Origin of the sequence: Stenotrophomonas sp. 1337, from assembly GCF_031455455.1 — a bacterium.
Lineage (GTDB): Bacteria > Pseudomonadota > Gammaproteobacteria > Xanthomonadales > Xanthomonadaceae > Stenotrophomonas > Stenotrophomonas indicatrix.
Genome location: NZ_JAVDSR010000004.1, coordinates 145,271 through 169,474, shown reverse-complemented (window position 1 = coordinate 169,474; position 24,204 = coordinate 145,271). Strand labels below are relative to the sequence as shown.

The window sequence follows — 24,204 nt, the reverse complement described above, 5'->3', positions numbered from 1 at the left end:
AGACTAGCGCCCGAGCGGACGAAAAAATACGGTTAAATCAATAGCCTAAGAGGAAGCCAGGAGACATTTTCCTCAACCATGCGAGCTGATTCAGTAGATTTTCCAGCCCGCTAGCGCATGACCCGGCCCTTCAGAGCGCAACTGCCGTCTGCCGCTGGCGCTTCTCTAAGCCCTGGTAGCACAAGAAAAGAATCGGCCTACTCGGCATCGGACCTCCAACAGCGGTAGCAGGGCCGGTTCCACCCAGCCCCTCCACGCCCGGCATGCACGCTGGTTCTGCCTGAGGTCCCGCCGAGCAACAAGCCGCGGGGCGACTCATCGTGCAATCACATGCGTCGGATTCTGTAGCCACTAATCACTGGATTGCGCATGGCGAAAGCCCAGCTCCAACCTCCTCCCATCAAACGTCCTCCAAGCAGCGCCACATGCCCCAGCCTCCTCGCTGCCGGCGACACTGCGAACTCAGCCGGAAGCCCTTTCTTCACCGCCTTGTCTAAGGCTTTCGTCAATCCAGCATTGGGCGTGATGAGTTCGATTTGCTCACCAGGCAGTAGTCCATTGAGCAGTCCCACCAACGCGGCTCTCCCGCCCAGCACGCCTATATTGGAGGTTTGTTCGGGCTTCCACTTTTGAATTCGAATCAATCGCATAAATCGAGACTTCGAACGCTTCACTACGTGGAGCTGCACCTTCCCGAATCCAATCGGCTCCAGTACATAGCGATACGCAGGATTCCACTCGCAGGCGGGCTGGCCACGGTCGGGGTTCGACAGTACAAGCACGCGGGTCACGTTCCACTGCCACTGTAGCCAAACTGCGACTGGCAGAATCGGGGCCAGGAGCATCATCATTCCGGCTCGGAACATCGAAGGGCTCATTCCAGCGGAGACGGACTTTAGAACCAGTCCCGTCACACCAAGAATGCTCCAGACCACCGTCCAAGTCATCGCTGCGCTCTGCGTCACCAAGTATCGCTCACGCCCCTGACGCCGTTCGATTATTCCCCAGAATGCGAACAGCGCAACCACAGACAGCAGCGAGCCTATGTAGATCCATGACCACACCGGTATCCATTTCCAATAGAGAACTTCCCAGTCCAGCCAGTTCATGCTTGCCCTCCAATGAGTTGCCTTCTATATCGGCAACTTGGAAGAAAAGATGACCCCGACGTTGTTGGGCGAACTCTGGGTACTAGCTTGAATACGATGAAGCGCCGCACTGACCGGCGTCTGGGCGCGGCCTTCCAGCATGCTGCCCGCACAGCACCACGACTCTCGTTACAGAGATCGTCCGCTCTACAAACCACCTGTCCGCCTAGTGCCTCCCCCCCAAAGGCCCGAGGGGTGTTTTGCATAGCCGCCAGTGTTCAGGTAATTGCCGCCCTGCAGATAGCCGTCTTTCAGGATCCTACATAGCCGGGTGCAGGCTGCGACTGGAGTTTCGCCTTGGATGAAATGGATCAGTTCACTCGACAGGTCCCAGCGGGACATGATCGTATTCCCTTTCCGTATAGCTATGTGGGCTGCAAAGCGGCCCCACGCTCAGATCGGCCCGTTTGATCGGTCCTGATACTCCTCCACGATCCGTTGAGCATCTCGCTCATACCACGCGGCGAGCTCCCGAAGCATTGATGCAAAGCGCTGGAATCCGGCGTTCTCGATCTGCTCTGCCTTGCGTCTGTAATCGGCCGCGAGCTCAAATTCCGGTGCGGCTGCGGGATCAACGACATGCGCGCCTCGCGAGTTGAAGGTTGCTGTCCGGAAGCCGTCTCGCATGTGCTGCGCATCGCGGGCATTGAGCACGGCAGCGGCACCCCGGTCGATCCAGAGACCACCGGAATCGGGGGGCACGTGAATCAGCACCGCCCCAGTCTGAATCAACGCGACATCTATATGTCCCGACTCGTTACAGCGTGCCTTCACCACATCCAGCCAGGCATCAAGTTGCGCAGCGCTGTAGCTGCCATCGGATTGGAGCCCGGGTGGGGTCGACCACTCGTTCAGGAGACGCCACGCGTTCAACGCAATTGCTTTTCGGCTCTGCGATACATCGACGTCAGATGCGTCCTTGTCCGTGGACCGATAGAGCACGCGAATTACCTCGCAGAAGAACTCGGGCTCTGTCGCCAGCTTTCGTTCAAGGAGCTCTGGCCTTCTTTCACCATGCGAGTTCAGCAATGGCAAATACGCCCACTCGACCTTGAAAAGATCATCCTCCGTAACGGACTGCTCGGACTGAAGGAACTTGATCAGCTCTATGGCATAGTGCGTATCCATCGAACCAGAAGCCTCGGTGGTCGCAACGGCCGCCAGCAACGCTCGAACGACCAGATCAACGTCCAACGTACTCCCTTCGTCGCGCATTCTCGACAGGCACTCAATCGCGGCATTTGGCCGGCCGAATTCCAGTAGCTTGGTGATGGCGTACGACAGGCTGGCGTCGGCCTGATAAGGATTTGCCTGCACAGCGCGCCAATAGGCCCCCACTTCTCCTTCTAGCCAACGTTGCGCCCGTGCCCACGCTTCCTCTCCAAATGGCAGCTCACAAAGGAAGAGAGCCTTATCCTCAACGGTCCAATGTTGCTTGACGACGTGGTCACACCATGACCAGCCACAGTCTATATAGCGTTTCCAGATGTATCCATCCACCAAAGCCCTGTGCCTGCCCACAGACCCACCAAGAAGTCGCGGCAGCAGCACTTCGTCGACCTGCTCGTCGCCGAATGCGCCCAAGGCGAGGCCGACCTGGCGTGCGGATCGCACCGCTTCCGCGAACCTGAGCACTTCGGAAACGCCACCGGACTCCATCAGCTTGCGAACGGCGGCCTCTCGCTTGGCAACTAGGGCCTCGCGTTGACTATCCCAGTTGCCCTTCTCGTCAAATAGATCGGAATCGTTCTCATTGAACAAGTGCTGGTACAGCGCAAAGGCGCTAGTTGGCGCCAATGACCTCGCGGCGTCCTCAACTGCAGCAACGCGATCGGCCGGCAAGGCCCATTGGGCATCCGAAAATCGACGATGCTTACGCGCGAACTTGGTAAGCGCTCCCCATATCTCGCGCCGTTGCTCTTCGGGCATGCGTGCCATCTCAGGCGAGCCCAGGCTAGCCAATAGTGCGTCAAACGAATCTAGCGGCAGGTGATCAAGGCGAGAAGCTAGCTGCGCAAGCTTCTTTGGGTCGTTTCTTGCCACGACAACTGCAAGATTGGCATAGGTGATCGTTTGGTCTGCGTACTCCTGGCGAGACACGCCCTTCTCCCAACCGCTTGGAATCGTCTTTCGCCACCTTGGCCTGTGGGTGCCGGTCGAAATACGGTGCTGATCCGGCAGCAGCTGAAGCAACAAGTTCCAACCAATGCTCGGCTGTTCTGTGAGCAAGGTTCGCACCGCTGCGCTGCGCTTCTCGATGGGGGCCAGTGTCTGCGGCATCCACGGGAGTAGGATCGACACCAGTGAATTGGACGGCCTATTGGTCCACGTCCCACCAGGATCGTGACTGGCCACATCGCCCAGAGCAACGCTCACACGTACGAGTAGATCAGGATCCCACGCAAGCCCCTCAAGGGCCCAGAGAAGACCGGCGAGGTAGTTGCCGCCGGTCGGTCCATTTCCCTCTTGGGAAAAGAGCTCATCGAAGGCGCAGGGTGTCGTTGCAGCGGCTTTTTCGACTGCATCCAGAAACACGTGCGGCGATGCTTCCGCGAGCATCGGCAGCAAGTTGCTTAGGCTTCCCCACACTACCCAGTCAGCGTCAGTGAGTACGTCCCGTACGACAGAAGCGCAGGTTGCTTCTGGCTTTCCCCGCGAACAATGGGTTGCCGCCTCAGGGGCGGTGCCAAGCAGCGCCAGGCCCTCGGCCAAGCCTTTGCGAAGCGCAGGCGAGTAAGTCGTCACCTTGCCATGGATGCTTGCCGCGTACCTCTCCTCTGCAGGCAGCTCGAATGCGGGGTCACGCTCGGCGAGTACTGTTCTCGCTATGGTCTTGAACGTGTCGAGATCTCGGTCGAAAAGCCGAGACGCCAGAACGGGCCATAGGTTGGCCCGCTCGGACACAGTCCAAGTACCATCCCTAAGCGACAGAGGACTACCGGACGTGTGGAGGATCTCCCGCGCCTTGTGAACCCATTGCTCGTACTCGATGCCAAGGAGCTCCGAGACCGCCTTGGTGTCGTTGTCATTCTTTTCGTCCCAAGATCCTAGGAGCAGTGAGAGCGCCAGGTAGCTCGCATCCGCGTGATGCGTCCAGTCCACCCCCGCTCCTGTCGGTGCGATATCGAGTTCTTTTGGAAACTCCATTGCAGCGCGCCGCTCGAACGCCGCTCGCAGATCTTCAGGCAGGACTGCCAACGTGATTGTTCCAGCTGCCCGATTCCATGTCTGCACGACATCTATGACACGCCCCCAAGCCCATTGAGGAAGCTCGATGTTGAACTGACACATATGTGAATGCAGCAGTGCGAGCGAGACACCTGCTTCGTTGTCGAGATCCAACCCCAGCAAATGAAAATGCTTCAGAAATTCGAATACCTCATTTTTATCCGGCCGCTTGCCGCAATTGGCCCTCTGGAGATGGGAGGCAATGACTTCGAGCTTTTCCTCTGCCTGCGATGGGCTGAAATTAGCCTGTTTCACGTTACGATAGAACTCATCGCAGTCTTTAGTACGCCTCGCCTGCTCAAGGAGCCAGCAGACGTTCTTCTGATCGACGGCGCTAAGCGCCCCTGTGATCAAGGCGATCGCGTCCTTGCCTTTCGAAAAGACAGAAGAGTTATTGAAGTCTATCCACGCCCCGTGCAGGACCTGCCCCAGCACTTCATTACCCGCCGTGAATGCAACCGCATGCTTCAGTTGCGCCAAGAGCTTTCGCCGTTCACCGGTGCTGGGATTCTGAACATGAATGATTAGATCATCCGTCTCGAAGCCGTCGACCTTGCCCTGTAGTTTGACTTCAACGATGGGCCACCGAGGCAGCGCCGGTGCATAGCCTCCAGTCAAGATCAACGTGACGAAGCAAGCCTGAACGCTAGCCTCAAAGTGCCCCCCTCCGCCCCCCGTCGAGAACGGATTGCTGAGCTTCTTGTTCTTCCCCACGCCCCCTCCAGCTCACTTCTGCTTACTCGATCAAGGCCACTTTATAGCTAAGACACACCCTGCGACTAGACGCCTACCGTCTCAGCCTCTGTAGCCGCGAAAAGTTGCGTTAGAGCCGGCACAGAATTGCGATAAACTGAGCATGTCACCCGGCGGCTTCGCCTCCCGGTTAGGAGTGCCATCGAGAACATCGCGCTGACCGATGCAACGACGTCGGGCGCGGTGCTGATCGCGGTCCGTCAGGCATTCGACCTCGACTACGACATCACGGTGGTGCGGAGTGCCTGCGCTGATTAGGATGACGCCGTGAACGACGTCATCTTTGATGGACTCCTTTCGGCGCGTGCCATCGCGATCTAGACACGTCGCTAGACGCGCTGAATGCCAGTAGCGCTGGATTTCGGACATGCGCTTCTGGCCGCAGGGCGTCATGCGACCCAAAGCGGACGTCCGCAGTGGCGCACGCGCTGCACCCCGCTGGGTCCGGTTATACTTTGGCTTGTTAGCCGAACCGTGCTGTCTTAAGATCGAGCCGTATCAAGGGGATAGCCCACCATACGGAGGGCTGTGGGAAGGTTGTATAACCGGACCAAGGGATCCGGCTATTAGGTAGTTAGCCCTATGCCAAAACGCCGCAGCGAACCAACTGGCGAAAGCATGAAAGTCAGCTTTCGCGCGAGCGTCAAGTTTGAACGGATGCTCCGGATCTTCCGCGACACGTATCAAGCATCCCCACGACCAGAGGCTCTAACGGTCGCCTACGTTGTAATGTGCGCCGCGGCTTTAGAAGCCATCCTCAATGATGCGCTCCTGGAACATGCCGCTGACAAGTGGGGGCAAGACCAGAAGGACTATGGCAATGCTTTGCTCACAATGACCTTCCGCAGCAAGCTAGATGCATTGCCAGTACTTCTCACGTCGCACAAGTATTGCTTCGACAAGCAATACTGGGTGTACCAGCGCCTTGTCGCGCTGATTTCGGAGCGCAACAATGTCGTTCATCCAAAGCCAAAGGAGCACGAATTTCCCATAGCTCGGATGCCCCACCCAGTTTTTGGGGGTGCCCCTAACTTCCCGGTGTTCCCCGCCGAGTACTACGCCGCAGTTGACGACCTCACAATGGGCGCTGGCAGCAAGTACACCCCGTTGGAGTATCACGAGGCGCTAGAGAAGCTTGATAAGTGGTTCCTGCGAAGGCTGCCCGATGGAATCTCAAGAATCGCCATGCTGGTGCCCAATGCAAAGGGCTAACAGTTCATTCAAGCCGATACCACTTCGCGGCACGGCTTAATTCAGGTGTTGGCCATCATTTATAAAATTGTCGATGACCCGAGAACAAGCCACCGCTCTAGTCAATTCCGCGATTGATCAGCTAGTGCAGAATGACTCCGCATTGCTTGATCTCCGCGTTACGGAGCGCTCGCTCTCTTACCGGCTCGCTCACTACATGGCGCTTTCGGAGGCTGTTCGGCCGCCTCTTACCGTGGACTGCGAGTACAACCGCCATTTCGGTGACCCCAAAAGACTCAAGCTCCCCCCTCGCAAGGCTTTGGATTGCGAGATTCGTGCAACCACCGTGTTCCCTGACATTCTGGTACATGAGCGCAACACGGACGCAAACAACATCGTCGTGTTGGAGCTCAAGAAGCCCGGAGAGGACATCGCGTACGACGAGCTCAAACTCCAAGCGTTCCGAGAGGAGCTTGGCTATGTCCACACTGCGCATGTCATCCTGGGCTACGCCGCCGACGGCTCGTTAGTCCGCGAAGTAATCTGGGTTGATGCCTAGCAATTCATTCAGGCCGAACCCGCTTCGCGGGTTGGCTTAATCCTGGCGATAGGCGACATATGAAGGAACTCAGTAACGAAATACTCTTGAAGCTTTCGATCGCGTCGGTTAATAACGCCACTGCTCTAGTTGATGAGGCGGAAGCTTTGCTAAGTGGCGAGCATTTTGCACGAGCCTACTTCCTTGCTGTTGCGGCCATCGAGGAAGTCGGCAAATCCGCCCTGGCGTTTGGCGCGGCAGGTCGAAACCTGGCGGATCGGCAAGTTCTCAAGAAGACTTGGAAAAACCTTCTGGATCACAAGTCAAAGATCAATGCCGCCTTTGGACCATCGCTGAGCCTAACGCAGCGAGAGAATATGAAGGAGGCGCTTGATGCGTCCCTTGAACTTATGGGCAGCCTGCGCCTCGGCCGGGAGCCGTCGATGTATACGGATGTTCTCGCGGATGGCTCGATCCAGAACCCAAAAGACTTGGTGCGTCCGGTCGCCGCACGTGACGCGGTACGCCTCGCCCAACATTGTCTGGCGCGAGCGAAACAGCATCAGGCGAACAATGAGCCAGCGTCCACCACGGCGGCCAGCGACTTCTTCTATACCCTGTCCAGCAGCAAGATTCAGGAGATCATGGGCCAGAATGAGTTCTCGTCGTTCTATCTTGAGCGTATAAACGGCGGCAACCTCAGCCTAGAGGAAGCAATCTATGCCTTCGTCTCCCGGCCTGCCGCCTAACAATTCGTCCAAGCCGACACTGCTGCGCGGTGCGGCTCAACTCAGGCGTTCCGATGTCCGCTTCTGGCCGAAAGCGGTCATAGGGGGCAAACGGGTTGGGCGTAGTTACGGGATAGAGGTACGGAAGCTTTCCGCCCCGAAAGGAGTACATCTTCTTGCTATGAATGACTGGAGTATTCACATAGAGATCGAAACTAGGAAGCGGAAATGCAACGATGAATGGTCGGAGAAGACCCCGGCTAGCCTGACGCCGGCCGTTATTCCCAACAATTGGTCGCCAAAGTCGCTACGATGGGGCTCGGATCCTGAAGAGCACTGCAAGTGAGGGCAGGGGCTTGGGGCGGTCGACACGCGCTGAGGGGGAACTTGAACGGTTATGTTAGAAAGATGATTTTGGTCATCGATGAGTCGGGAGCTAAGGGGTACTCTAGCAATAGGGAGGCAGATCCGGGCGAGCTTGGTGTAATGGCTGGCTTTATCTATCCTGATTTCGAGCTGGAACCTCTCGAGCGAATCTTGGAAAGTCGCTTGGCTCCGTTTCGTGCGATCGATGGAAAACTGCACGTCTCCGAACTAAGTTCGGAGCGCCAGCATGAACTGCGCGAAATTATCTACGATATGTTTCGCCAAACAAGGATTAGATGGATCTATTCAGCTGCGTACGTGCAGGGGTTTCATGAGGCTCTCTCGTCCGCTAAGCGAGCTGAGTCGCTTCACGAAAAGCTCTTTCAAGACATCTTGGCCCATGCGTTAGCTCGCGCTCACCAAATTGGAGTAACGGACCTCAATCTAGAGGTACGAACAGACCATGTGGACTCCGGTGTCCTCAAGCGTTTCGAGGGAATTTCCGATCTTCTGAAGGACTTGCTTTTGCGAAAGGAGAGGAAGTACAAAAAAAAGCCTTACTCGAATGACGGCACCTCCCATGGCCCCGCACATGAGCTAGCGTTGAAGATTGAAGGTAAAAATCTGATTCACTTCAACTCAATTAGTATTGAGATAAATGCCAGCACATCTGCACTTACTGTCGCCGCTGACATCCTTGCAAACTCCGTGTTGCATAACCTCAGGGGGAAGCAAGGGAAGCACTTGGGTATCGCTCTCAATCAGCGAGGGGCCCTTTCTGGACATCCCTTGGAAAAACAGGCCCTTGTTTCTGAGGAGGGTGAGCTTTACTCCGCTCTGGATCTTCTTTATAGCCGTAATCCGCAGCCACAGCGACCCAGTGAGCAATTTGGCGCGGTGAGTGGAATTCCCCCCGAATAGTAGAGACTGCCGGCCTTTAGTCTGGACGCTCGCTAGTGGCCGGTAGCGGAATGGAGCTGTCTGATGTGATATGCGATCTGCAAACCGAATACGGAAAAGTGAAAGCCCGCAGGCTTGGTGACATGCGGGCTTTCCATTGCATCGCTTGTTCGATCTAGAAGGCGTCCTGCGACTGCACTTCAGCGCGGAGCGCGATCCCGATCAGCTGTTCGGGGAAGGCGAGCGCGGAAACCCGGATGAGGATAATGGCCACCTGCGGGGCAGTCTGGCCATACACGGCGGGCCTGACATTGCCGCTGGCGGCGAAAGCGGCTGGCACATCGATTGCAAGAAGGGTTTCCTCCACCACATCCGCAAGCGACCCGCCCAACTCGGCCAGCCGCATCTGGACGTTTTCGTAGGTACGTTTCATCTGCGCCTTCATGGTGTTGCAGTTGGCAGGCTTTGCGTCAGCACCCAGGGCGACCGGCGCTACTAGCTGCCCTTCCGGCGTATGGGAGAGCTGGCCTGACACGAGTCGAATTGTTCACGCGCACGGCCTGCACGTACCCGTAAGCCAATTCCCGCGGCACGCCAAAGCTGGCCGTCTTGCGATTGGAGGTGCTCATTTCGCTGTACTTCTTAGACGGAAGGCGGCGGTCTACCGGTAGGCTGGACTGCCCGCCTGCCCCGAAAGGGCAATGCAAGAGCAGCTGCGCAGGCCGCGGGCCTTCGCTGCTGTAGGCGAGCGGACATTGGGGCCGCTTGGTGGCTTGCCCGGTAGCAACGTCCGCTTTCGACTCCAAGCGTACATCTACACGTCTGCTTGCGCTGGCCGCCGGGTCTAGCGCTAGGTTGTGCTTGTTAGCCGCCATCCGCTGCCCTAAGATCACCCTACATCAAGGGGAAGTCCGCCCCCCCCCCCTGTCCATTGTGGGAAATTCAAATCGCCGGACCCAGGGCCCGTTTATTAGGCAGCTGGGGGGGGTCGCAGGATAGATACAGACATGTCGAAGAAGTGGAAAGTATCGAAAGATCCTCTGTTTCGCGGTGACGCGAAGGACGGCGTAAGACCGGCGTCTCACGGCTCAGTCAAGTCGCTTGTAAGGCATATTCTATTCCTGGATGGCCCAGGGAGGCTGACGCCCTACCTCTCCTTCACAGAGTCTGAAGAAATTGCCCGGACTTTTGGAGGGAAGACTGGCAAAACTTATGAGACCTTACCTCGAGAGTGGCAGAATCAAGGCGTCAAGCATCGTTCAAGGAAAGAACTTCAAGATCTACTTAAGGGTTTTGGTAAAGGAGACGCCGCTTGGCCGGACTCTTTCGAGGTTGCGCAAGCCCGGCGTTACGTTGAGGAACATCTAGAACATTTGGCTGATTTCAGCGACTTGTCAGACCAAAATGCTGTCGACTCTGTCACTGCCAAAATCGTCCCATGACCACCCGCCGTCTAACTTCCTGCGAAAACTGTTGGTTCAACCCACTTCAGAATGGATCCGTAGGGCTGTCGCTCGGCTACTGCACGGAACATCGCGTGACACTTCGGGATTCCTCTGCAACCACATGCGGAAGGCACTTTAGGAAAGATCTTCCTTTGGCTAGTGCTGAGAATTATGCGAGCAAGCATCGAGCAGTCTTTCCTAATGAATCCTGCGTTCAGGATATTTTTCGTAAGGAAGCTGCCGAAGACCCGCGTCAAGTCACTGAAGATACAAAGCTCCTCAGAACTGATGAGGTCGGGGAACTTGCGGCCGACTACGGGCAGTTCGACGGAAAAATCTCGACCCTTTCAGAGCTGAGGAGGCCGATTTCATCAAGGAAAGAATTTGCATGCCTCAACCTGGGCAGGTCATATGTTTATCGTTGCAAGGCTCGCGGTGGTGCATGGACATCTGGCCTAAACATCCTGTGGTGGGTAAAGAAACAACTCCCAAACGAGCCCACTTTCGTCGCGTCTGACTTTCGATACTCCGCCGCAGGGAACCTTGTAAGGCAGGAAGAGCTGGCTGTCTGGTCACTCCTGATGGCTCGTCTACTCATAATTTCTGATGTGGCACGCAACTCCGTAGGGGAACTTCAAAGTCTCGAGAACCTTCCTCAAAGGGCTGCAGTCGCGTCCGAAAATCTATCACCTCGTAAACTCATTCGCTGGATAAAGAGTGAAGCCATCCTAACAATTGATCGCGAGCTTCCTGAAAGCAGATATAGGTCCATTATGGACCCGATCATAAATGGCGAGAACGGCAACTAAAGTATTGGTGAGGTTTAAGCCGCTTCGCGGGTCGGCTTGGCTTGGGTGTTGAACGTCTGCTTCTGGCCGTGAGCAGACTATCCCGCACATGTACATTCAACAACGGCCTCCGTCTTTCGTGCCGGCCTGCAGCGCTCGGCTCGATTTAAACGCTAGAAGCAGCCACCCCACCCTAGTGATGCTGCGGTCATAGCAGCGAGAGTCCCGCTCGCACCAGCGCCTCAGGGCGCCGGTCAACGCTGCAACCTAAGATCACAAGCTACCGGGACATAACGCCCAACAGCAAATTCGATGCGCCGCAAACAATCCGTACCACCAGCGCTCTCCGGCCAGCAAGCTGCCGGAGTCGACCCATTCCGAAGGACGGCTATTGCCCAATACGCCCACCTCGCAGGGCAGGCCTTGATGCTGAGAGCCCGACACCCTCACAATCGGGCTCTATGGCCGCACTCAAGAATCAGCATTTCGTCCCGCGTTGCCACTTGCGCCCATTCACACTGGATGGCGAGAACTTGGCGATAAATCTCTTCAATTTCGCGCGCCAGCGCGCCGTCCTCAACGCGCCCGTAAAGAGCCAGTGTTCGGCGGACTACTTTTACGGGAAGGATCTTCACTACGAAAAGAAGATGCAGGTTATCGAAGGACTGTATGGCGCTGCTATCTCGCGCATCTGCGGGTCAGGCTATGCCTTGACCGACGACGATCTTGAGCTCTTTAGAGCTTTTTGGGTACTGCAGCATCTAAGGACCGAGGCAGCTTCACGCGCCTTCGCAGCGTTGTCAGATGAAGTCGTCGAAACTACAGGAGCGCCTGAGGAGTTCCGGACGTCTATCGCACAGGCCGTGCAAGTGGTGATGTCGACAGTCCCCGAGATGGTGTCTGTCGTAGAGGACCTCAAAGTGTGTCTTCTACGGAATCGAACAGCCGTTGATTTCATCACGAGCGACGATCCGGCTATCCATACGAATCGATGGCACCTGCGACCCGGAAATGAGCGCCTAGGAACACCCGGCTTGGCAAAATCAGGCACGCTCTGCTTGATGCCCCTCAGCCCCCGATACTTCTTTCTCGCATACGACGGAGATGTCTACTCGCTACCGGTAAATGAACGCTGGGTCGACGTCAGAAAGGTGAGCGACGTGAACATACTCAATCAACAGCAACTGCTCAACGCAATGGCCAACGTCTACTTCCGAGAAGCCGCAGATGCCCCCTCCATCGGCCGTCAGTTTGACGCAATGGCGGATCGACGCATTCCCTGTAAGCACCGGCTGAATCACGCGATCCTGGATTGGGACGATGGGGTGATGAAGCGATATCGCGTTACCACGGCTGAGGAAGCCCGCAACCACCAAGACGCAATATTCCACTCGGAAACGTTGTACCCACGACCAAGCGGCTGGCCCGACTTCATTCGCTGGCGTGCAAGTGCCGCAACGTACTCGAACGGAACAGGGATGGGGTTCGTTCGTCGCGCTCACGCGCAGAACCGTACGACATCGTCGCAGTCGTTCAGGAAGATCCGACTAGATAGCATCAAGTTCTGAAGTCGCGCCTGATGTCATCAGGTTGCTTGGCTCAATACAATCTCATAGCCAAAGCTACCAGATTCATGCACATAGACGAGCATGCAACTCTTCCTATGACGAGCTCTATGCAACATGTGGTCACGCAACAGGCGCCAAGGACATGCAGCCATACTGCCCGCAATTTATCCCTTCAAATGGGAATTCCCTCAAGGAAGCCGCTGAATGCAGCCATCTTGCCCGCACTGCTTACCGATATCCTCAGATAAGATAGCGCGAATCTGATCCATTCATGGAGCAAACGCCGTTGAACGCGACTGATCAGGCGATCCTAATCGTTGGCCTATTCATCACCACCTGCGCGGTATCGTTCACGCTGTGGGCGATATGGCTAGCTGCTCGCAAGCGCCTTAGAGCTAGGCGTTACACAAAAAAAGACAACTAGAGATAGTGACGTGCGCGCCTCCGGCGGCACGCGTGTCGTGCCCAGCATATCCACGCGCACATGTTGACCTCCATCAATCTCCCCTCTCCTTACGCTAGCTAGAGCGTCGTCCGGACAGACTGTTCGCGCGATCCAATGATGGTAGTGGGTGATCCAACTGGAGTAGATCAATCCGAACATTGTTGGCATAGGCGTTGTACTGCCAACGACGAAACTGATCCAGCAGTAGGGTATTCGTTTCCTCAAGCCTACGGACCTGAGCCTCCAGATCTGCAATACGTCGGACTGCCCCACTCAGAGTGAAGTCCCTGGGAAGTGCATCCTTTGTCTCCCTCAAGTCCCGTTGGCGTTGCTGGAAACGCTCCTTGATCGTGGGATATAGATACATCGTGTGCTTGGATACTGAGCCGACGCCCAGCACCAATGCGACTTGCGCGCAGAACAACGGCCAGGTGAGCTTCCCCTCCCAGCGGTCAAGTTCACGCAGTATTTTTGGCAGAGCTGCCTTTGTCACTACAATTCTGGGCACTTATCCGTACTCCCATGCATTGTGATGTTGAGGGTCTCAACTGATTCTGAGGCGGGATGTTCAATCAATCCAAGATCCAGCAACGCTCTACGAACGGGTGAGGGATCGTGCCCTTCGGGTATTCTAAGAACAGCTCCTGACGAAACCTCAGGATGCTCGAGTGCGAGCCTCATAGTCCTGACGTGCGCAAGCTTCCACTTGTGGCTATCGACCCAGCGATCCGCACCAAAGTCTCCTTCAGCATGCGCTCTCCTCGCGCGTGCGAGAAGGGCCTCGGTTTGCAGTTCCAGCAAGCGAATTCGTTCAAGCGTCACATGATCTCCCTTGATACAGACATGCTCCTTGCAGGTCATGCACTCTCTCTGCTTCTGGCAAGGTGCCATGGCGTAGTCGTGGACACACATGCCGTAGAGAGTAGCTTTGGCAGTTCCAAGCCGATCAACACCAAGCTCCTGATAGGTGACCGGCGCACGTTGACTGAAGCGTTCTAACAGCGATATGTGGCGCAGGGGCAGGAGCGCTCGCGCACCCGCCAGGCGCTCCTGTGGGCTGCGATGGTCGTAGTGCCTATTGTCTGAAACTCTCGCACGCCCGGCCCATTGGGCGAGAGTGAAATCGTCCATTCCTGCCCTTTCAGACATCGTACTGAGCCAATGTCGTAGCTGATGGGTAGTCAGCTTGACCGCACGCCCGCCCTCCCCCTTCAGCCCCTTTCGTTCGAACAACGACGGGCGGCCCGCTTTACCTAGGCGGCTATTGACTTCGTTGGCGTTGGGAAGCCGCCACGAGAACTGTTTGGCCTCGAACTCCATATGAAATTCATTGATCCTGTGCAAGCACAATGAATCCCAAGCCAAGACAGTTCGCTCGCCGTCAATGTGCGGCCAATAGGCATCACTGCACTCGCTCAGCACGTGTTCGGCTAGATCCCGGTAGCTGGTCTTTCCTTGATTAACAAGAGCCTTCAACCTGCTGTCCAAGCGAACTTCATGCCAGGCGCGGAGGCCGGCGCGTGGCTTATGCCTCGGGTACCGAACATTCACCGCGGCGCAAAATTGCTCCGGGGTGAGGGGTGTCTCATCGACGCCTTTCGTCTCTCGCAGACAGCCCGAGTGATACATGAAGTGCCCCGGATTCGCCGAAGCGAACTTCGCTGCATCGCGTGCAGGTTGACCTATCTCAAGAAGACGCTTTACGGCCTCCTGAACCACCTCATGCATTGCGGGTACAACCCATTTCTTCATCCCCCCTTTGCCCTTGGCCGCTCTCCAGCGTAGGTACATCTGGGACTGCCCGGCTTCATCCAACTCCCATTGCACACAGTCAACAGGCAACCGAAGCACCTCGGAGATCCTGCTAGGGGTGGCCATCAGAATGATGATCAGCGAGCTGAAGTAGCGACTCTCCACGTCGTCCGCCACTGCAAAGAGATCGGCAACTTGCAACATGACCTGTGTGGAAGGAAGTTTCGATGCACGGTATGCTGCTCCGGCTTCGCCCACGCCCTCTGTCAGGATCGCCGGCTTCTTGAAGGGTGATTTCCAAGGCGGCAGGAATCGAACAAGCTTTTTGTCACGCAGAAAGTCGAAGATCAATTGAGTGTGGCGACCAACCGCGTACTGAATCTGCTTGGTGCCGCAGAACTCAGCGCACTTGTTCGCGCACACGTCCATAACTGCAATGCCGAGAAGTCCAACATCCGCTCTCCCACAGGCCGCGAGCAATCCGGCCTCTACGCATCGGAGCGCCAGGATCATAGAGGACAGATTTCTGACGTGCCTGTGGCTCCATGAGTAACGAACATAAGCCTTGGCGAACTGCTTGAATGGCTCAGCCATGGGAGTGAAGCTGTAGGGATCGAGCGGCGCCGTCTTTGTCGCAAACACGACCGTCGTCGCCCCGTCCTGCCATCTATCATCTACCCAATAGCCGTCACCTCCAAAAGCGGTGAGCTCCTCCCTCGTCAACCGGATGAACTCCATGAGGTTCGCATCTGCGTCCTTCTCAACGCGGGGCACGAACTGAACGATGTCACCCATGAGTACTCGCTCCCAGGAGGCTACGCAGTTGACCTTGCGGATCTGCACATTGCCACACAGTGCTCAACCGCAAGTATCAGTTGATCATTCGCATTCACAACCGCATCGGCACATCCTGCAGCTCGAGTTCGGTCCTTCTCGGCGTAAAGATCAGCCAGAACTTCCTCGTGAGGTCCATCAACCCAAGGCTGAAAGTGACTACAGGTATAGCAGGCGCGATACCCACTAGCACAGAACCCATAGTTGCCACAGGTTCCAACTGCGTTCTGACGCTCGTTGGATACACGACTCCTAGGATCACCGCCGCGGATCGCCTCCCTCTCCGATGCTACAAGCTTGCCCAGGCAGGCTTGCGCGAAAGGAGCCAGCTGGGCACCAACCAGCTCGTTGATCAGAACGGCCTCCTGCGCTGTGTTCTTGGTATAGATGCTGACGTTCTGAACATCAGAATGGTCGAGAAGCTCTGCGATCACAAAGGCGCCAAACCCCTCACGACGCAGCTTTGTTCCCCGGGTGTGTCGGAAGCGAGTCGCGGACAGCCGAATGAACTCACCGGTCCGCTCTGAGCGAGCGGTCGACGCTCTCGCGCAGCGCTGCAAAGCCAATGAGAGGGAGGAGGTGCTTGCATGCAGCTGATCCGGCGCATCACCCATTAGAAGCTCTTTCATTTCACTAATGCTGCGCACCTGCAGCAGGCGCTGCCGATTGATGAAGACTGGTAGTTCATCCGCTAGGTCTGGCTCGATCGCTTGCCCTACTGTCTCGCTGGCTAGGACGATGGAGCGCTGGTGCAGCTGTTGAAGCACTAGGTAGAGGTCTTCAATTACAGCTAGCGTACGAAACTCGCCCCGAAACTTGATCCCTCTCTGCTTCGCTCGGGGAACTCGAAGGCTGAATGCTTCAGCGCCGTTGCTGTTGCCACGGATCAGGTCTCGCCCCCGAAGGGCCGCGAGCTGGACCGGACGCCGTGCCGTCATTGCCAGCGCCAGTAGTTAGGCGTAGTCCTCCAGAGAGACGTCCTTACGTGTGACTGCCAGATTTGCCCAGTCAAGCAGGGCCGCCATCTCGAGGTCGGTGTACGGCCCGCTGTCCGGACAACCACTAGCAACCGCCGCCCCCTTCTCGTTGCCCTGAATCCGCCAGCCCTGCAGGAGGTCGACGACATCCTTTGAGACACCGCCAAAGCCGTAGTCGTGCCATGCCAGCAAGAATCCCTTTAATCCACCAAGCTGCCATTCTTCGCGGACGCCGAGAACGGCACGCCAATTGATGAGATCAGCCACGGACACCTGCGACGCACCAGTGTCACGAAGATATCTCTTGAATCGGGTGGCCATGTTCTCGCAATGTCTTGCTGATGCCTCTTCAGCGTAGCGCAATAGAGTCGCACGAAAGCCAGCCTCAACGACCGGCATGACTGCTACAGGAAGGGCTAGCGACAACTGCACGTCTTTGTTCAGACGCCAATAGGCGTCCGAAGGATTGAAGAGGTAGCCATCCTTAGATACCGCTGCACTATCCTGCCGCCCTACCTTTCCGAACGGCCGAGGGTCAGCTGACTTCATCGCCATCCTCGTTGGTAGGGGCCTTGCGCATCATTTTTGCTTGCAAACTTCGAGCAGCTTCGTTGCTGACTTCGCGGACATGTCGGCGGTTGTATGTCGCACCGGAAGCCCTATGGCGATGACCATTCAGAGATGCTCTTACATCCAATTCTCTATGCTCACTGATCGGCGCTGCGCAGGCAGTATCGGCACCCGACTGAGCTTTAGCATTGTTCTCATCGATGCTTCTGGACAGTTCATAGTTGAAATGGTGTCGGAATGCATGGGGATGGATCAGCTCAAAGTCCCTGTCCACAGCCCGCATTCGGCCGAAGATCTGGCTGTTAAGAGCAGAGATGGAGAGTGGCTGCCCCCAGCCAGTGCCCTTCCGGTGCGAGATCAGAAGATACGGATGCTTTCTAGCAGGCGTGATCGGCGCACGCACTTGCAGCATGTATCGGCCGAGCTGCGTGGCGAGCTCATCCGGCAGCGGAAGCGGTCGCTCCTTGGTTTTAGCGACGGGCTGATGACGCCTAGAATCAAGCTTGTCATCTTGGCTATGCCTAACCCAAACAAGAGGCTCGTGACCCAAGTCAAACTGGTCCAGTCGGAGACTTAACAGTTCACCACGTCGCATACCGGTATGTCTCAACAGGCCGAAGATGATCGCATTGCGTAGCCTGATATCCGGGTGCTTGAACGGATTCCTTGGGTCCTGTTCCGATCCCACCGCCATGAATCGGTTCACCACTTCGGTCGGAGGAGAGCGGCGCTCCGACTCTTCCTCAAGGTGCTTCGCTAGACCACGCGGTCGGTGCTTACGAATGGCAGTCACCATCCGCGCGATTTCTTGAGCGATTTGGTGAGAGCTCCTGTACTGCGTGACGACGCTTGCCGTGAACTCCAGGTAGTCGGCAATCGTACTCAAACGGTTGAAATGCTGTTGCGGGCCAATTGCGGCGAGAGCTCGGCTCGAAGCAATCGTCGCTTCCAAAAAGCTCGGGACACGGACACCTGGTTTCCCTGTGCTGTGCCCATCGGATTTCCAGTTCCGCATATCAAGCTTGGCGAAATCGCGCAGCGAAACCACATCGGCGATGGTCAGAAAGCGACCAGCCTGGAAGTCCGAAATCAAGTTACGGCGATTCGCGAATTCCCATCGTAACAACACGATCAGATCGGCAAGCTTGTTGCGGATGGTATTGACGGCCACGCCAGCGTTTCGCAGCTGGGAGGTTACAAACAACGTGGGATAAAACAGCGGCAGCCCCAACTCGTCGTGGAGCATCGGAACTCGCTCGCCGTCTTGCATCACATGGACCGACAGCTTGGGCATCATCCCTTGCTCGCCTGATTTCACGTATGTATGACTATAGCCGTATTTCTTACCATCCTGGGAACGTACAAAAAAAGAGGAGGAGCCCCAGCTACGGGGCTCCTCCTCTCCTTATATCTACTCTTTTTACTAAGTGTGGTCTAGAACGGAATATCGTCGTCAGCGAAGTCATCCATCGGCGGCGCCGACTGCTGCGGCTGCTGCTGCGGACGCTGCTGGCCGTAGCCGCCGCCCTGGTTGCCGCCCTGGTTGTAACCACCGCCCTGGCCGCCACGCTGGTTGCCGCCACCGCCGCCGCCGTATTCCTGGCGCGGGGCCTGCTGGCGCTGCGGGCGCTCGCCGCCAGCGAAGTTGCCACCGCCGCCGCCACCGCCGCCTTCACCGCGGCCGCCCAGCATCTGCATTTCATCGGCGACGATGTCGGTGGAGTACTTCTCCACGCCGTCCTGGCCGGTGTACTTGTCGTAACGCAGGCTGCCTTCGACGTACACCGAGCTGCCTTTGCGCAGGTACTCGCCGGCGATCTCGCCGAGCTTGCCGAAGAACACCACGCGGTGCCATTCGGTACGTTCCTGCTGGTTGCCATCCTTGTCCTTGCGGACGCTGGTGGTAGCCAGGCTGATGCGGGTGATCGCCATGCCGCTCTGGGTGTACTTCACGTCCGGGTCGTTGCCGAGGTTGCCGACCAGGATGACTTTGTTGATGCCGCGCGCCATAGGTACCTTCGTCCGTTGTCCAGGGGCAGGCCGCCAGTGATAGCACGTCCCCGGGCGGGGGTGCAGAGCGCTGGGGTCGCCCCCGGGAAATTTGGGGGAATACGAGAACGGGTCATCTTACCATCCCCTCGGCCGACACCTGGGTCGGGAAAGCCCCCGGCCAGGGCCGGAATCCGGCCTGCAGCCCCTGGGCAGGGCACTGCGCGCGCCCTGCCCCGGCGCGCGGCGCCAGCCCATCGGCGCCCCATGGCATCATTCCCCGATCATTTCCCTGCCGGCCCCCATGACCATCAAAGGCAAAGCCACCTCCCTGGACATCGCCCACCTGGCCGGGGTCTCCCAGCCCACGGTGTCGCGGGCCCTGCGCGGCAGCCCGATGGTCAACGCCGAGACCCGCGAGCGCATCCTGCGCATTGCCCGCGAGCTGAACTACAAGGTCGACAAGAATGCCTCCAGCCTGCGCCTGCGCAATGCCGGCACGCTGGCCCTGCTGTTCTTCGAGGACCCGACCAACGACGACTCGCTGATCAACCCGTTCTTCCACTCGATGCTGGGGTCGATCACCCGCGCCTGCGCGCTGCATGGGCAGGACCTGCTGGTGTCCTTCCAGCAGCTGTCCACCGACTGGCAGGCCGATTACGAAGACAGCAACAAGGCCGATGGCATCATCCTGCTCGGCTATGGCGACTACCACCAGTCGCGCGACCGCCTGCAGCGGCTGGTGGAACAAGGCACCCACTTCGTGCGCTGGGGCGCGGCCCTGCCCGGCCAGCCGGGGGTGTCGATCGGCAGCGACAACTTCCAGGGCGGGCATGACATCACCGCCCACCTGCTGGAACAGGGCTGCCGCCGCATCGCCTTCCTCGGCCATGCCTCCAGCCATTACCCGGAATTCCAGGAGCGCTATCGCGGCCACGTCGAGGCGCTGCGTGCGCATGGCCTGACCGCCGACCCGGCGCTGCAGCACGATGCGATCACCACCGAGGCCTCCGGGCATGAGGCGTGCCTGTCACTGCTGGCCCAGGACCGTTCCATCGATGCGGTCTGCGCGGCCAGCGACCTGATCGCCATCGGCGCGGTGCGCGCGCTGCGCGAGCAGGGCCTGCGGGTGCCGCAGGACGTGGCGGTGACCGGCTTCGATGACATCCCGCTGGCAGCCTCGGTGTCGCCGCCGCTGACCACCGTGCAGCAGGACACCAAGCAGGCCGGCCAGCTGCTGGTGGAGAAGCTGCTGGCGCTGATCGGCCGGCAGCCGGTGGAAGGCCAGAGCATTCCGGTGAAGCTGGTGGTGCGCGAGTCGTCGCTGCGCGCGTAGCCCTTCGGTGGCGCCAGGCCATGCCCGGCATGCATGCGTGGGACGCAAGGCCGACGACAGCCGGGCATGGCCCGGCTCTACAGGACCTGCATCGCTACGCGCCGCCCGGCATGGCCGTGCGTACCGCCATGCTGAACTCATCCAGCAGGAAGGGCTTGGCGATCATCGCCATGCCTTCGTCGAGGAAGGCCGCGCGCTCCTGTGCCTTTTCCGCATAGCCGGTCATGAACAGGATCGGCAGCGCTGGCCGCGTTTGCCGCGCGATCTCCGCCAGCTGTCGCCCGTTGAGCCCCGGCAGCCCGACATCGGTGACCAGCAGATCGATGCTCTGCGCCGAAGTGAGGATGGGAATCGCCGCATCGGCATCACCCACCACCTGCGCGTGATACCCCAGGTCTTCCAGCACCACCGTCACCAGCATCCGTACCTGCTCGTCATCCTCCACCACCAGGATGGACTGGCCGGCGCCGCGCCGGATCGGCTGCGAAGGTGCAGGCGCGTCTTCCACAACGGCCTCCGACAACGGAATGAACAGCAGCACCGTCGTTCCCTCGCCGACATTGGACTGGATGGCGATGTGGCCACCGGACTGCTGCATGAAGCCGTACACCATCGACATGCCCAGCCCCGTTCCCTTGCCGATGGGCTTGGTGGTGAAGAAGGGCTCGAAGGCGCGCTCGACCACTTCCGGCGCCATGCCGGCACCGGTGTCGGCCACCTCCACCAGTGCGTAGTCACCGGCAGGCACGGCCGTGTACTGGCCTTCCCTTACGCTTACCGACGAGGCACGCAGAGTCAGATCGCCGCCGTCCGGCATCGCATCACGCGCGTTGATGGCCAGGTTCAGCAGCGCGCTCTCGAACTGGTTGGCATCCAGCGTGGCGTGCAAGGGCAGCGGCGAGGGTTCGGCGTGGATGCGCACCGCCTCGCCCAAGGTGCTGTGCAGCAGGTGCTGCACCGAAACCAGCAGCGTGTTGAGCTCCACCGGACGCGCATCCAGCGACTGCCGCCGGGAGAACGCCAGCAGGCGCTGGGTCAGTGCCGCGGCACGCTGGGCCGAGGCGGTGGCGGTGTCCAGGAAACGCTCGAGGTCGTCGACCCGGCCCATGTCCAGGCGCAGCCGGACGATGTCCAACGCCGACAGGATGCCGGTCAGCATGTTGTTGAAATCGTGGGCGATGCCGCCGGTCAACTGGCCGATCGCCTCCATCTTCTGTGACTGCCGCAATGCAGCGTCGCTGGCCTCGCGCGCCGCCATCTGCGCTTCCAGTTCACGGGTGCGCTCGGCCACCATCGCCTCCAGCGCGTGCGCGTGCTGTTGGCTGCTGGCAAGGGCCAGCTTGGCCGCGGTGATATCGGTGACGAATACGTGGAAGCCGTCGATGCGCCCCTCGCCATTGCGGCGCGGCGAGTAACGCACTTCGCAGTCCCGGCGCCCATACACGCGATGTGGCCAGACGATCTCGAACATGGCCTCGCGACCGGCCAACGCGGCTTCCATCGCCGGGCGACGCTGCTGCCATACGGTCTCGCCGATGACCTCGCGCACATGCGTGCCGATCACTTCGCCGGTAGCCAGTTCGAACCAGTTTTCATAGGCCTTGTTGGCGAAGCGGAAGCACAGCGAGCGGTCCACGAATGCGATCAGCACCGGCATTGCATCGGCGATCAATCGCAGCTCGGACTCGCTGCGCGCCAGCGCCGCACGGCCATCGGCCAAGGCGGCGACCTGGTCGCGCACCACGAACTGCTTGCCACGCGCGCGCAGCGCGCCCTGCACAGCGCTGAGCAACGACATGCTGCCCAATGGCCGGTCCATCTCCACTACGTTGATCGAGCCGGGCAACAACGGTTCACGGGTGGAACGCCGGTAGGAACGCGCCGAGCGCAGCAGGATGAACGGAATGTCCGACCAGGCCGGCTGCTGCTGCAGCGCCTGCAGCAGTACCTCGCTACCGCGTGCCACCGCTTCCTGGGTCACCACCACCAGCCCGGTGCAGTCATCGAGTTGCTCAGCCAGCACTTCCAGGCTTGGCGCGATGCCTGTCCTCAACCCTGCGCCGGCCAGCACCGCCGCGATGCTGTCGGCATCACGGCCGAAGGGAGCGACGATACGGACAACGGTGCCGCCCTCATCGCTATCGGACATCGGACTGGCCCAGCAGCGCTGCGCTGTCGCCGACGAACTCCGGCGTGCCGGTGAGGATGCCCTGGAAATCGGCCAATGCGGCACTGACCGTGATGCCGCGCCCGTCGATCTTCAGTTCGCGGATGGTGTCTTCATGCGCACCGCCGCGGTTCTTGATCACCGAGATCGCCTTGCGGATGCGTCCCTTGGCTTCGAAGAATCTGAACAGCACCACCGCATCAGCTATGTAGGACACATTGAGGCTGCCGGTGGACATGGTGCCGACCAGCCCATGCTGCGGGTTGATCATGAAGGTCGCCACACCCTTCTGGTTGAGGTAGGACAGCATCTCGTGCAGCTGCAGCATCAGCTGTTTTTCCTGCGGCATGGCGGTCACGTAGCCGTTGAGGCTGTCGATCACCAGCACACGGCAGTTGCGCTCCTCCACGGACTTGCGCAGGTTCCAGGAGAACTCCCCGGGCGACAATTCGGCCGGGTCGATCTGCAGGATCTCCAGCATGCCGGAGCGCAGATGCTTGTCCAGATCGATATCCAGCGCCGAAGCGCGTGCCAGCAGCGTGCCCACGCGCTCGTCGAACTCGAAGATGCAGCTGCGCTCGCCGCGCTCGCAGGCCGCCCACACATACTGCAGCGCCACGTTGGTCTTGCCGCTGCCGGCCGGGCCGGTCAACAGGGTGGAGGTACCGCGCAACGGACCGCCGCCCAGCAGCCGGTCGATCTCGGCCACGCCGCTGCTGATGGGCGTTCCGACGAACCGTCCGTGATGTTCCGAGGCGATCAGGCGGGGGAAGATCTGCACGCCACCGCGACGGATCACCATGTCGTGGTAGCCGGCAACGAAATCGACGCCCCGCAGCTTCTGCACCTGCATGCGGCGCCGCGCAGGGCCGAAGTCCAGGGTCAGGCGTTCCAGCGAGACCACGCCGTGGCACAGGCTGTGCAGCTGGCCGTCGCGCTCATCGCCGGTGGACGTCAGGTCGTCCACCAGGAAAACCGTCGCACTCTTGGGCGCGAAGAACTGCTTGAGTGCGAGGATCTGCCGACGATAGCGCAGCGAATCCTGCGCCAGCAGGCGCAGTTCCGACAACGAATCGAACACCACCCGGGTCGGCCCGATGCTGTCCACCTTGGACATGATCAGGTTGACCGTCTCGTCCAGCTCCATTTCCCACGAATGCAGCACCGACTGCAGGCGGCCATTGCCCATCGCACCTTCGGCCGAACCCAGCTCGAACAGGTGCAGACCGTCCAGCGACCAGCCGTGCGCCAACGCGACTTCGCGCAGCTCCTCGGCAGTCTCGGACAGGGTGATGTAGAGGCAGCGCTCGCCGCGCCGCAGGCCTTCCAGCAGGAACTGCAGGGACAGCGTGGTCTTGCCAGAGCCCGGCGGCCCCTCAAGCAGGTACAGCCGCGCCTGCGGCAACCCGCCGCCAATGATGCTGTCCAGTCCTTCAATTCCGGTTGTGATCCGCATGCGTGCCTGCATCGACGTCGACGTT

General features: G+C 58.8%; 18 protein-coding genes. 8 read left to right on the top strand and 10 right to left on the bottom strand.

The features are described 5' to 3' along the window. Positions 1–326: 326 nt before the first annotated feature. A complete protein-coding gene (locus J2X70_RS08230; RefSeq protein WP_100437507.1) occupies positions 327–1,109 on the bottom strand; it encodes a hypothetical protein in 783 nt (260 codons plus the stop codon). A gap of 432 nt (positions 1,110–1,541) precedes the next feature. Further along, positions 1,542–5,090, bottom strand: a complete 3,549-nt coding sequence (locus tag J2X70_RS08225) for a hypothetical protein (protein ID WP_309909849.1) — start codon at positions 5,088–5,090, stop codon at positions 1,542–1,544. 657 nt (positions 5,091–5,747) lie between these two features. Between J2X70_RS08225 and J2X70_RS08220 the strand changes: the two genes are divergently transcribed. From J2X70_RS08220 to J2X70_RS08205, 4 genes are all read left to right on the top strand, one after another. Beyond that, the gene (locus J2X70_RS08220) at positions 5,748–6,341 is read left to right on the top strand and encodes a hypothetical protein (protein WP_309909847.1); all 594 of its coding nucleotides are present in this window, start codon (positions 5,748–5,750) and stop codon (positions 6,339–6,341) included. 73 nt (positions 6,342–6,414) lie between these two features. Continuing rightward, positions 6,415–6,879, top strand: a complete 465-nt coding sequence (locus J2X70_RS08215; protein WP_309909845.1) for a hypothetical protein — start codon at positions 6,415–6,417, stop codon at positions 6,877–6,879. An 86-nt stretch (positions 6,880–6,965) separates the two neighbouring features. Continuing rightward, positions 6,966–7,607 carry an AbiV family abortive infection protein gene (locus J2X70_RS08210; protein ID WP_309909843.1) on the top strand — a complete coding sequence of 214 codons (642 nt, stop codon included), beginning with the start codon at positions 6,966–6,968 and terminating at the stop codon, positions 7,605–7,607. 366 nt (positions 7,608–7,973) lie between these two features. Then, a complete protein-coding gene (locus tag J2X70_RS08205) occupies positions 7,974–8,873 on the top strand; it encodes a hypothetical protein (protein ID WP_309909841.1) in 900 nt (299 codons plus the stop codon). Between the two features lie 154 nt (positions 8,874–9,027). Here J2X70_RS08205 and J2X70_RS08200 read toward each other — a convergent pair whose 3' ends face one another. After that, positions 9,028–9,285 carry a hypothetical protein gene (locus tag J2X70_RS08200; protein WP_309909839.1) on the bottom strand — a complete coding sequence of 86 codons (258 nt, stop codon included), beginning with the start codon at positions 9,283–9,285 and terminating at the stop codon, positions 9,028–9,030. A gap of 574 nt (positions 9,286–9,859) precedes the next feature. Here J2X70_RS08200 and J2X70_RS08195 point away from each other — a divergent pair. The 3 genes from J2X70_RS08195 (at position 9,860) to J2X70_RS08185 (ending at position 12,653) form a co-directional block, all read left to right on the top strand. Next, entirely contained in the window at positions 9,860–10,294 is a 435-nt protein-coding gene (locus J2X70_RS08195) for a hypothetical protein (RefSeq protein ID WP_309909837.1), read from the top strand. A 95-nt stretch (positions 10,295–10,389) separates the two neighbouring features. Continuing rightward, positions 10,390–11,106, top strand: a complete 717-nt coding sequence (locus J2X70_RS08190; RefSeq protein WP_309909835.1) for a hypothetical protein — start codon at positions 10,390–10,392, stop codon at positions 11,104–11,106. Between the two features lie 440 nt (positions 11,107–11,546). Beyond that, positions 11,547–12,653: a DUF4238 domain-containing protein gene (locus tag J2X70_RS08185; RefSeq protein ID WP_309909833.1), complete on the top strand. Its 1,107-nt coding sequence runs from the start codon at positions 11,547–11,549 to the stop codon at positions 12,651–12,653. A gap of 937 nt (positions 12,654–13,590) precedes the next feature. On the opposite strand, the gene J2X70_RS08180 is transcribed toward J2X70_RS08185, so the two are convergent. The 5 genes from J2X70_RS08180 to J2X70_RS08160 form a co-directional block, all read right to left on the bottom strand. Continuing rightward, a complete protein-coding gene (locus J2X70_RS08180; protein ID WP_309909831.1) occupies positions 13,591–15,645 on the bottom strand; it encodes a hypothetical protein in 2,055 nt (684 codons plus the stop codon). A gap of 20 nt (positions 15,646–15,665) precedes the next feature. Continuing rightward, positions 15,666–16,622 carry a site-specific integrase gene (locus J2X70_RS08175; RefSeq protein WP_309909829.1) on the bottom strand — a complete coding sequence of 319 codons (957 nt, stop codon included), beginning with the start codon at positions 16,620–16,622 and terminating at the stop codon, positions 15,666–15,668. Between the two features lie 15 nt (positions 16,623–16,637). After that, positions 16,638–17,210 (bottom strand): hypothetical protein, encoded by a 573-nt coding sequence (locus J2X70_RS08170; protein WP_309909827.1) that lies wholly within the window; start codon positions 17,208–17,210, stop codon positions 16,638–16,640. After that, a complete protein-coding gene (locus J2X70_RS08165; protein ID WP_309909825.1) occupies positions 17,197–18,525 on the bottom strand; it encodes a site-specific integrase in 1,329 nt (442 codons plus the stop codon). The genes J2X70_RS08170 and J2X70_RS08165 overlap by 14 nt, the downstream gene beginning before the upstream one ends. 140 nt (positions 18,526–18,665) lie before the next feature. Next, a complete protein-coding gene (locus J2X70_RS08160) occupies positions 18,666–19,241 on the bottom strand; it encodes a single-stranded DNA-binding protein (protein ID WP_025873948.1) in 576 nt (191 codons plus the stop codon). A gap of 283 nt (positions 19,242–19,524) precedes the next feature. On the opposite strand from J2X70_RS08160, the gene J2X70_RS08155 reads away from it, so the two are divergent. After that, positions 19,525–20,556 carry a LacI family DNA-binding transcriptional regulator gene (locus J2X70_RS08155; protein WP_032975883.1) on the top strand — a complete coding sequence of 344 codons (1,032 nt, stop codon included), beginning with the start codon at positions 19,525–19,527 and terminating at the stop codon, positions 20,554–20,556. A 94-nt stretch (positions 20,557–20,650) separates the two neighbouring features. On the opposite strand, the gene J2X70_RS08150 is transcribed toward J2X70_RS08155, so the two are convergent. Continuing rightward, positions 20,651–22,705: a PAS domain-containing sensor histidine kinase gene (locus tag J2X70_RS08150; RefSeq protein WP_105163599.1), complete on the bottom strand. Its 2,055-nt coding sequence runs from the start codon at positions 22,703–22,705 to the stop codon at positions 20,651–20,653. Beyond that, the gene (locus J2X70_RS08145; protein ID WP_025873951.1) at positions 22,695–24,191 is read right to left on the bottom strand and encodes an ATPase domain-containing protein; all 1,497 of its coding nucleotides are present in this window, start codon (positions 24,189–24,191) and stop codon (positions 22,695–22,697) included. Before J2X70_RS08145 ends, J2X70_RS08150 begins: the two co-directional genes overlap by 11 nt. Positions 24,192–24,204 lie beyond the last annotated feature (13 nt).

What these genes read in the sequence shown, in the direction of transcription:
- J2X70_RS08230 (WP_100437507.1), bottom strand. Translation starts at nt 1,109, where the DNA reads ATGAACTGGCTGGACTGGGAAGTTCTCTATTGGAAATGGATACCGGTG.
- J2X70_RS08220 (WP_309909847.1), top strand. Translation starts at nt 5,748, where the DNA reads ATGAAAGTCAGCTTTCGCGCGAGCGTCAAGTTTGAACGGATGCTCCGG.
- J2X70_RS08215 (WP_309909845.1), top strand. Translation starts at nt 6,415, where the DNA reads ATGACCCGAGAACAAGCCACCGCTCTAGTCAATTCCGCGATTGATCAG.
- J2X70_RS08200 (WP_309909839.1), bottom strand. Translation starts at nt 9,285, where the DNA reads ATGAAACGTACCTACGAAAACGTCCAGATGCGGCTGGCCGAGTTGGGC.
- J2X70_RS08195 (WP_309909837.1), top strand. Translation starts at nt 9,860, where the DNA reads ATGTCGAAGAAGTGGAAAGTATCGAAAGATCCTCTGTTTCGCGGTGAC.
- J2X70_RS08185 (WP_309909833.1), top strand. Translation starts at nt 11,547, where the DNA reads ATGGCCGCACTCAAGAATCAGCATTTCGTCCCGCGTTGCCACTTGCGC.
- J2X70_RS08180 (WP_309909831.1), bottom strand. Translation starts at nt 15,645, where the DNA reads ATGGGTGACATCGTTCAGTTCGTGCCCCGCGTTGAGAAGGACGCAGAT.
- J2X70_RS08175 (WP_309909829.1), bottom strand. Translation starts at nt 16,622, where the DNA reads ATGACGGCACGGCGTCCGGTCCAGCTCGCGGCCCTTCGGGGGCGAGAC.
- J2X70_RS08170 (WP_309909827.1), bottom strand. Translation starts at nt 17,210, where the DNA reads ATGAAGTCAGCTGACCCTCGGCCGTTCGGAAAGGTAGGGCGGCAGGAT.
- J2X70_RS08165 (WP_309909825.1), bottom strand. Translation starts at nt 18,525, where the DNA reads ATGCCCAAGCTGTCGGTCCATGTGATGCAAGACGGCGAGCGAGTTCCG.
- J2X70_RS08160 (WP_025873948.1), bottom strand. Translation starts at nt 19,241, where the DNA reads ATGGCGCGCGGCATCAACAAAGTCATCCTGGTCGGCAACCTCGGCAAC.
- J2X70_RS08155 (WP_032975883.1), top strand. Translation starts at nt 19,525, where the DNA reads ATGACCATCAAAGGCAAAGCCACCTCCCTGGACATCGCCCACCTGGCC.
- J2X70_RS08150 (WP_105163599.1), bottom strand. Translation starts at nt 22,705, where the DNA reads ATGTCCGATAGCGATGAGGGCGGCACCGTTGTCCGTATCGTCGCTCCC.
- J2X70_RS08145 (WP_025873951.1), bottom strand. Translation starts at nt 24,191, where the DNA reads ATGCAGGCACGCATGCGGATCACAACCGGAATTGAAGGACTGGACAGC.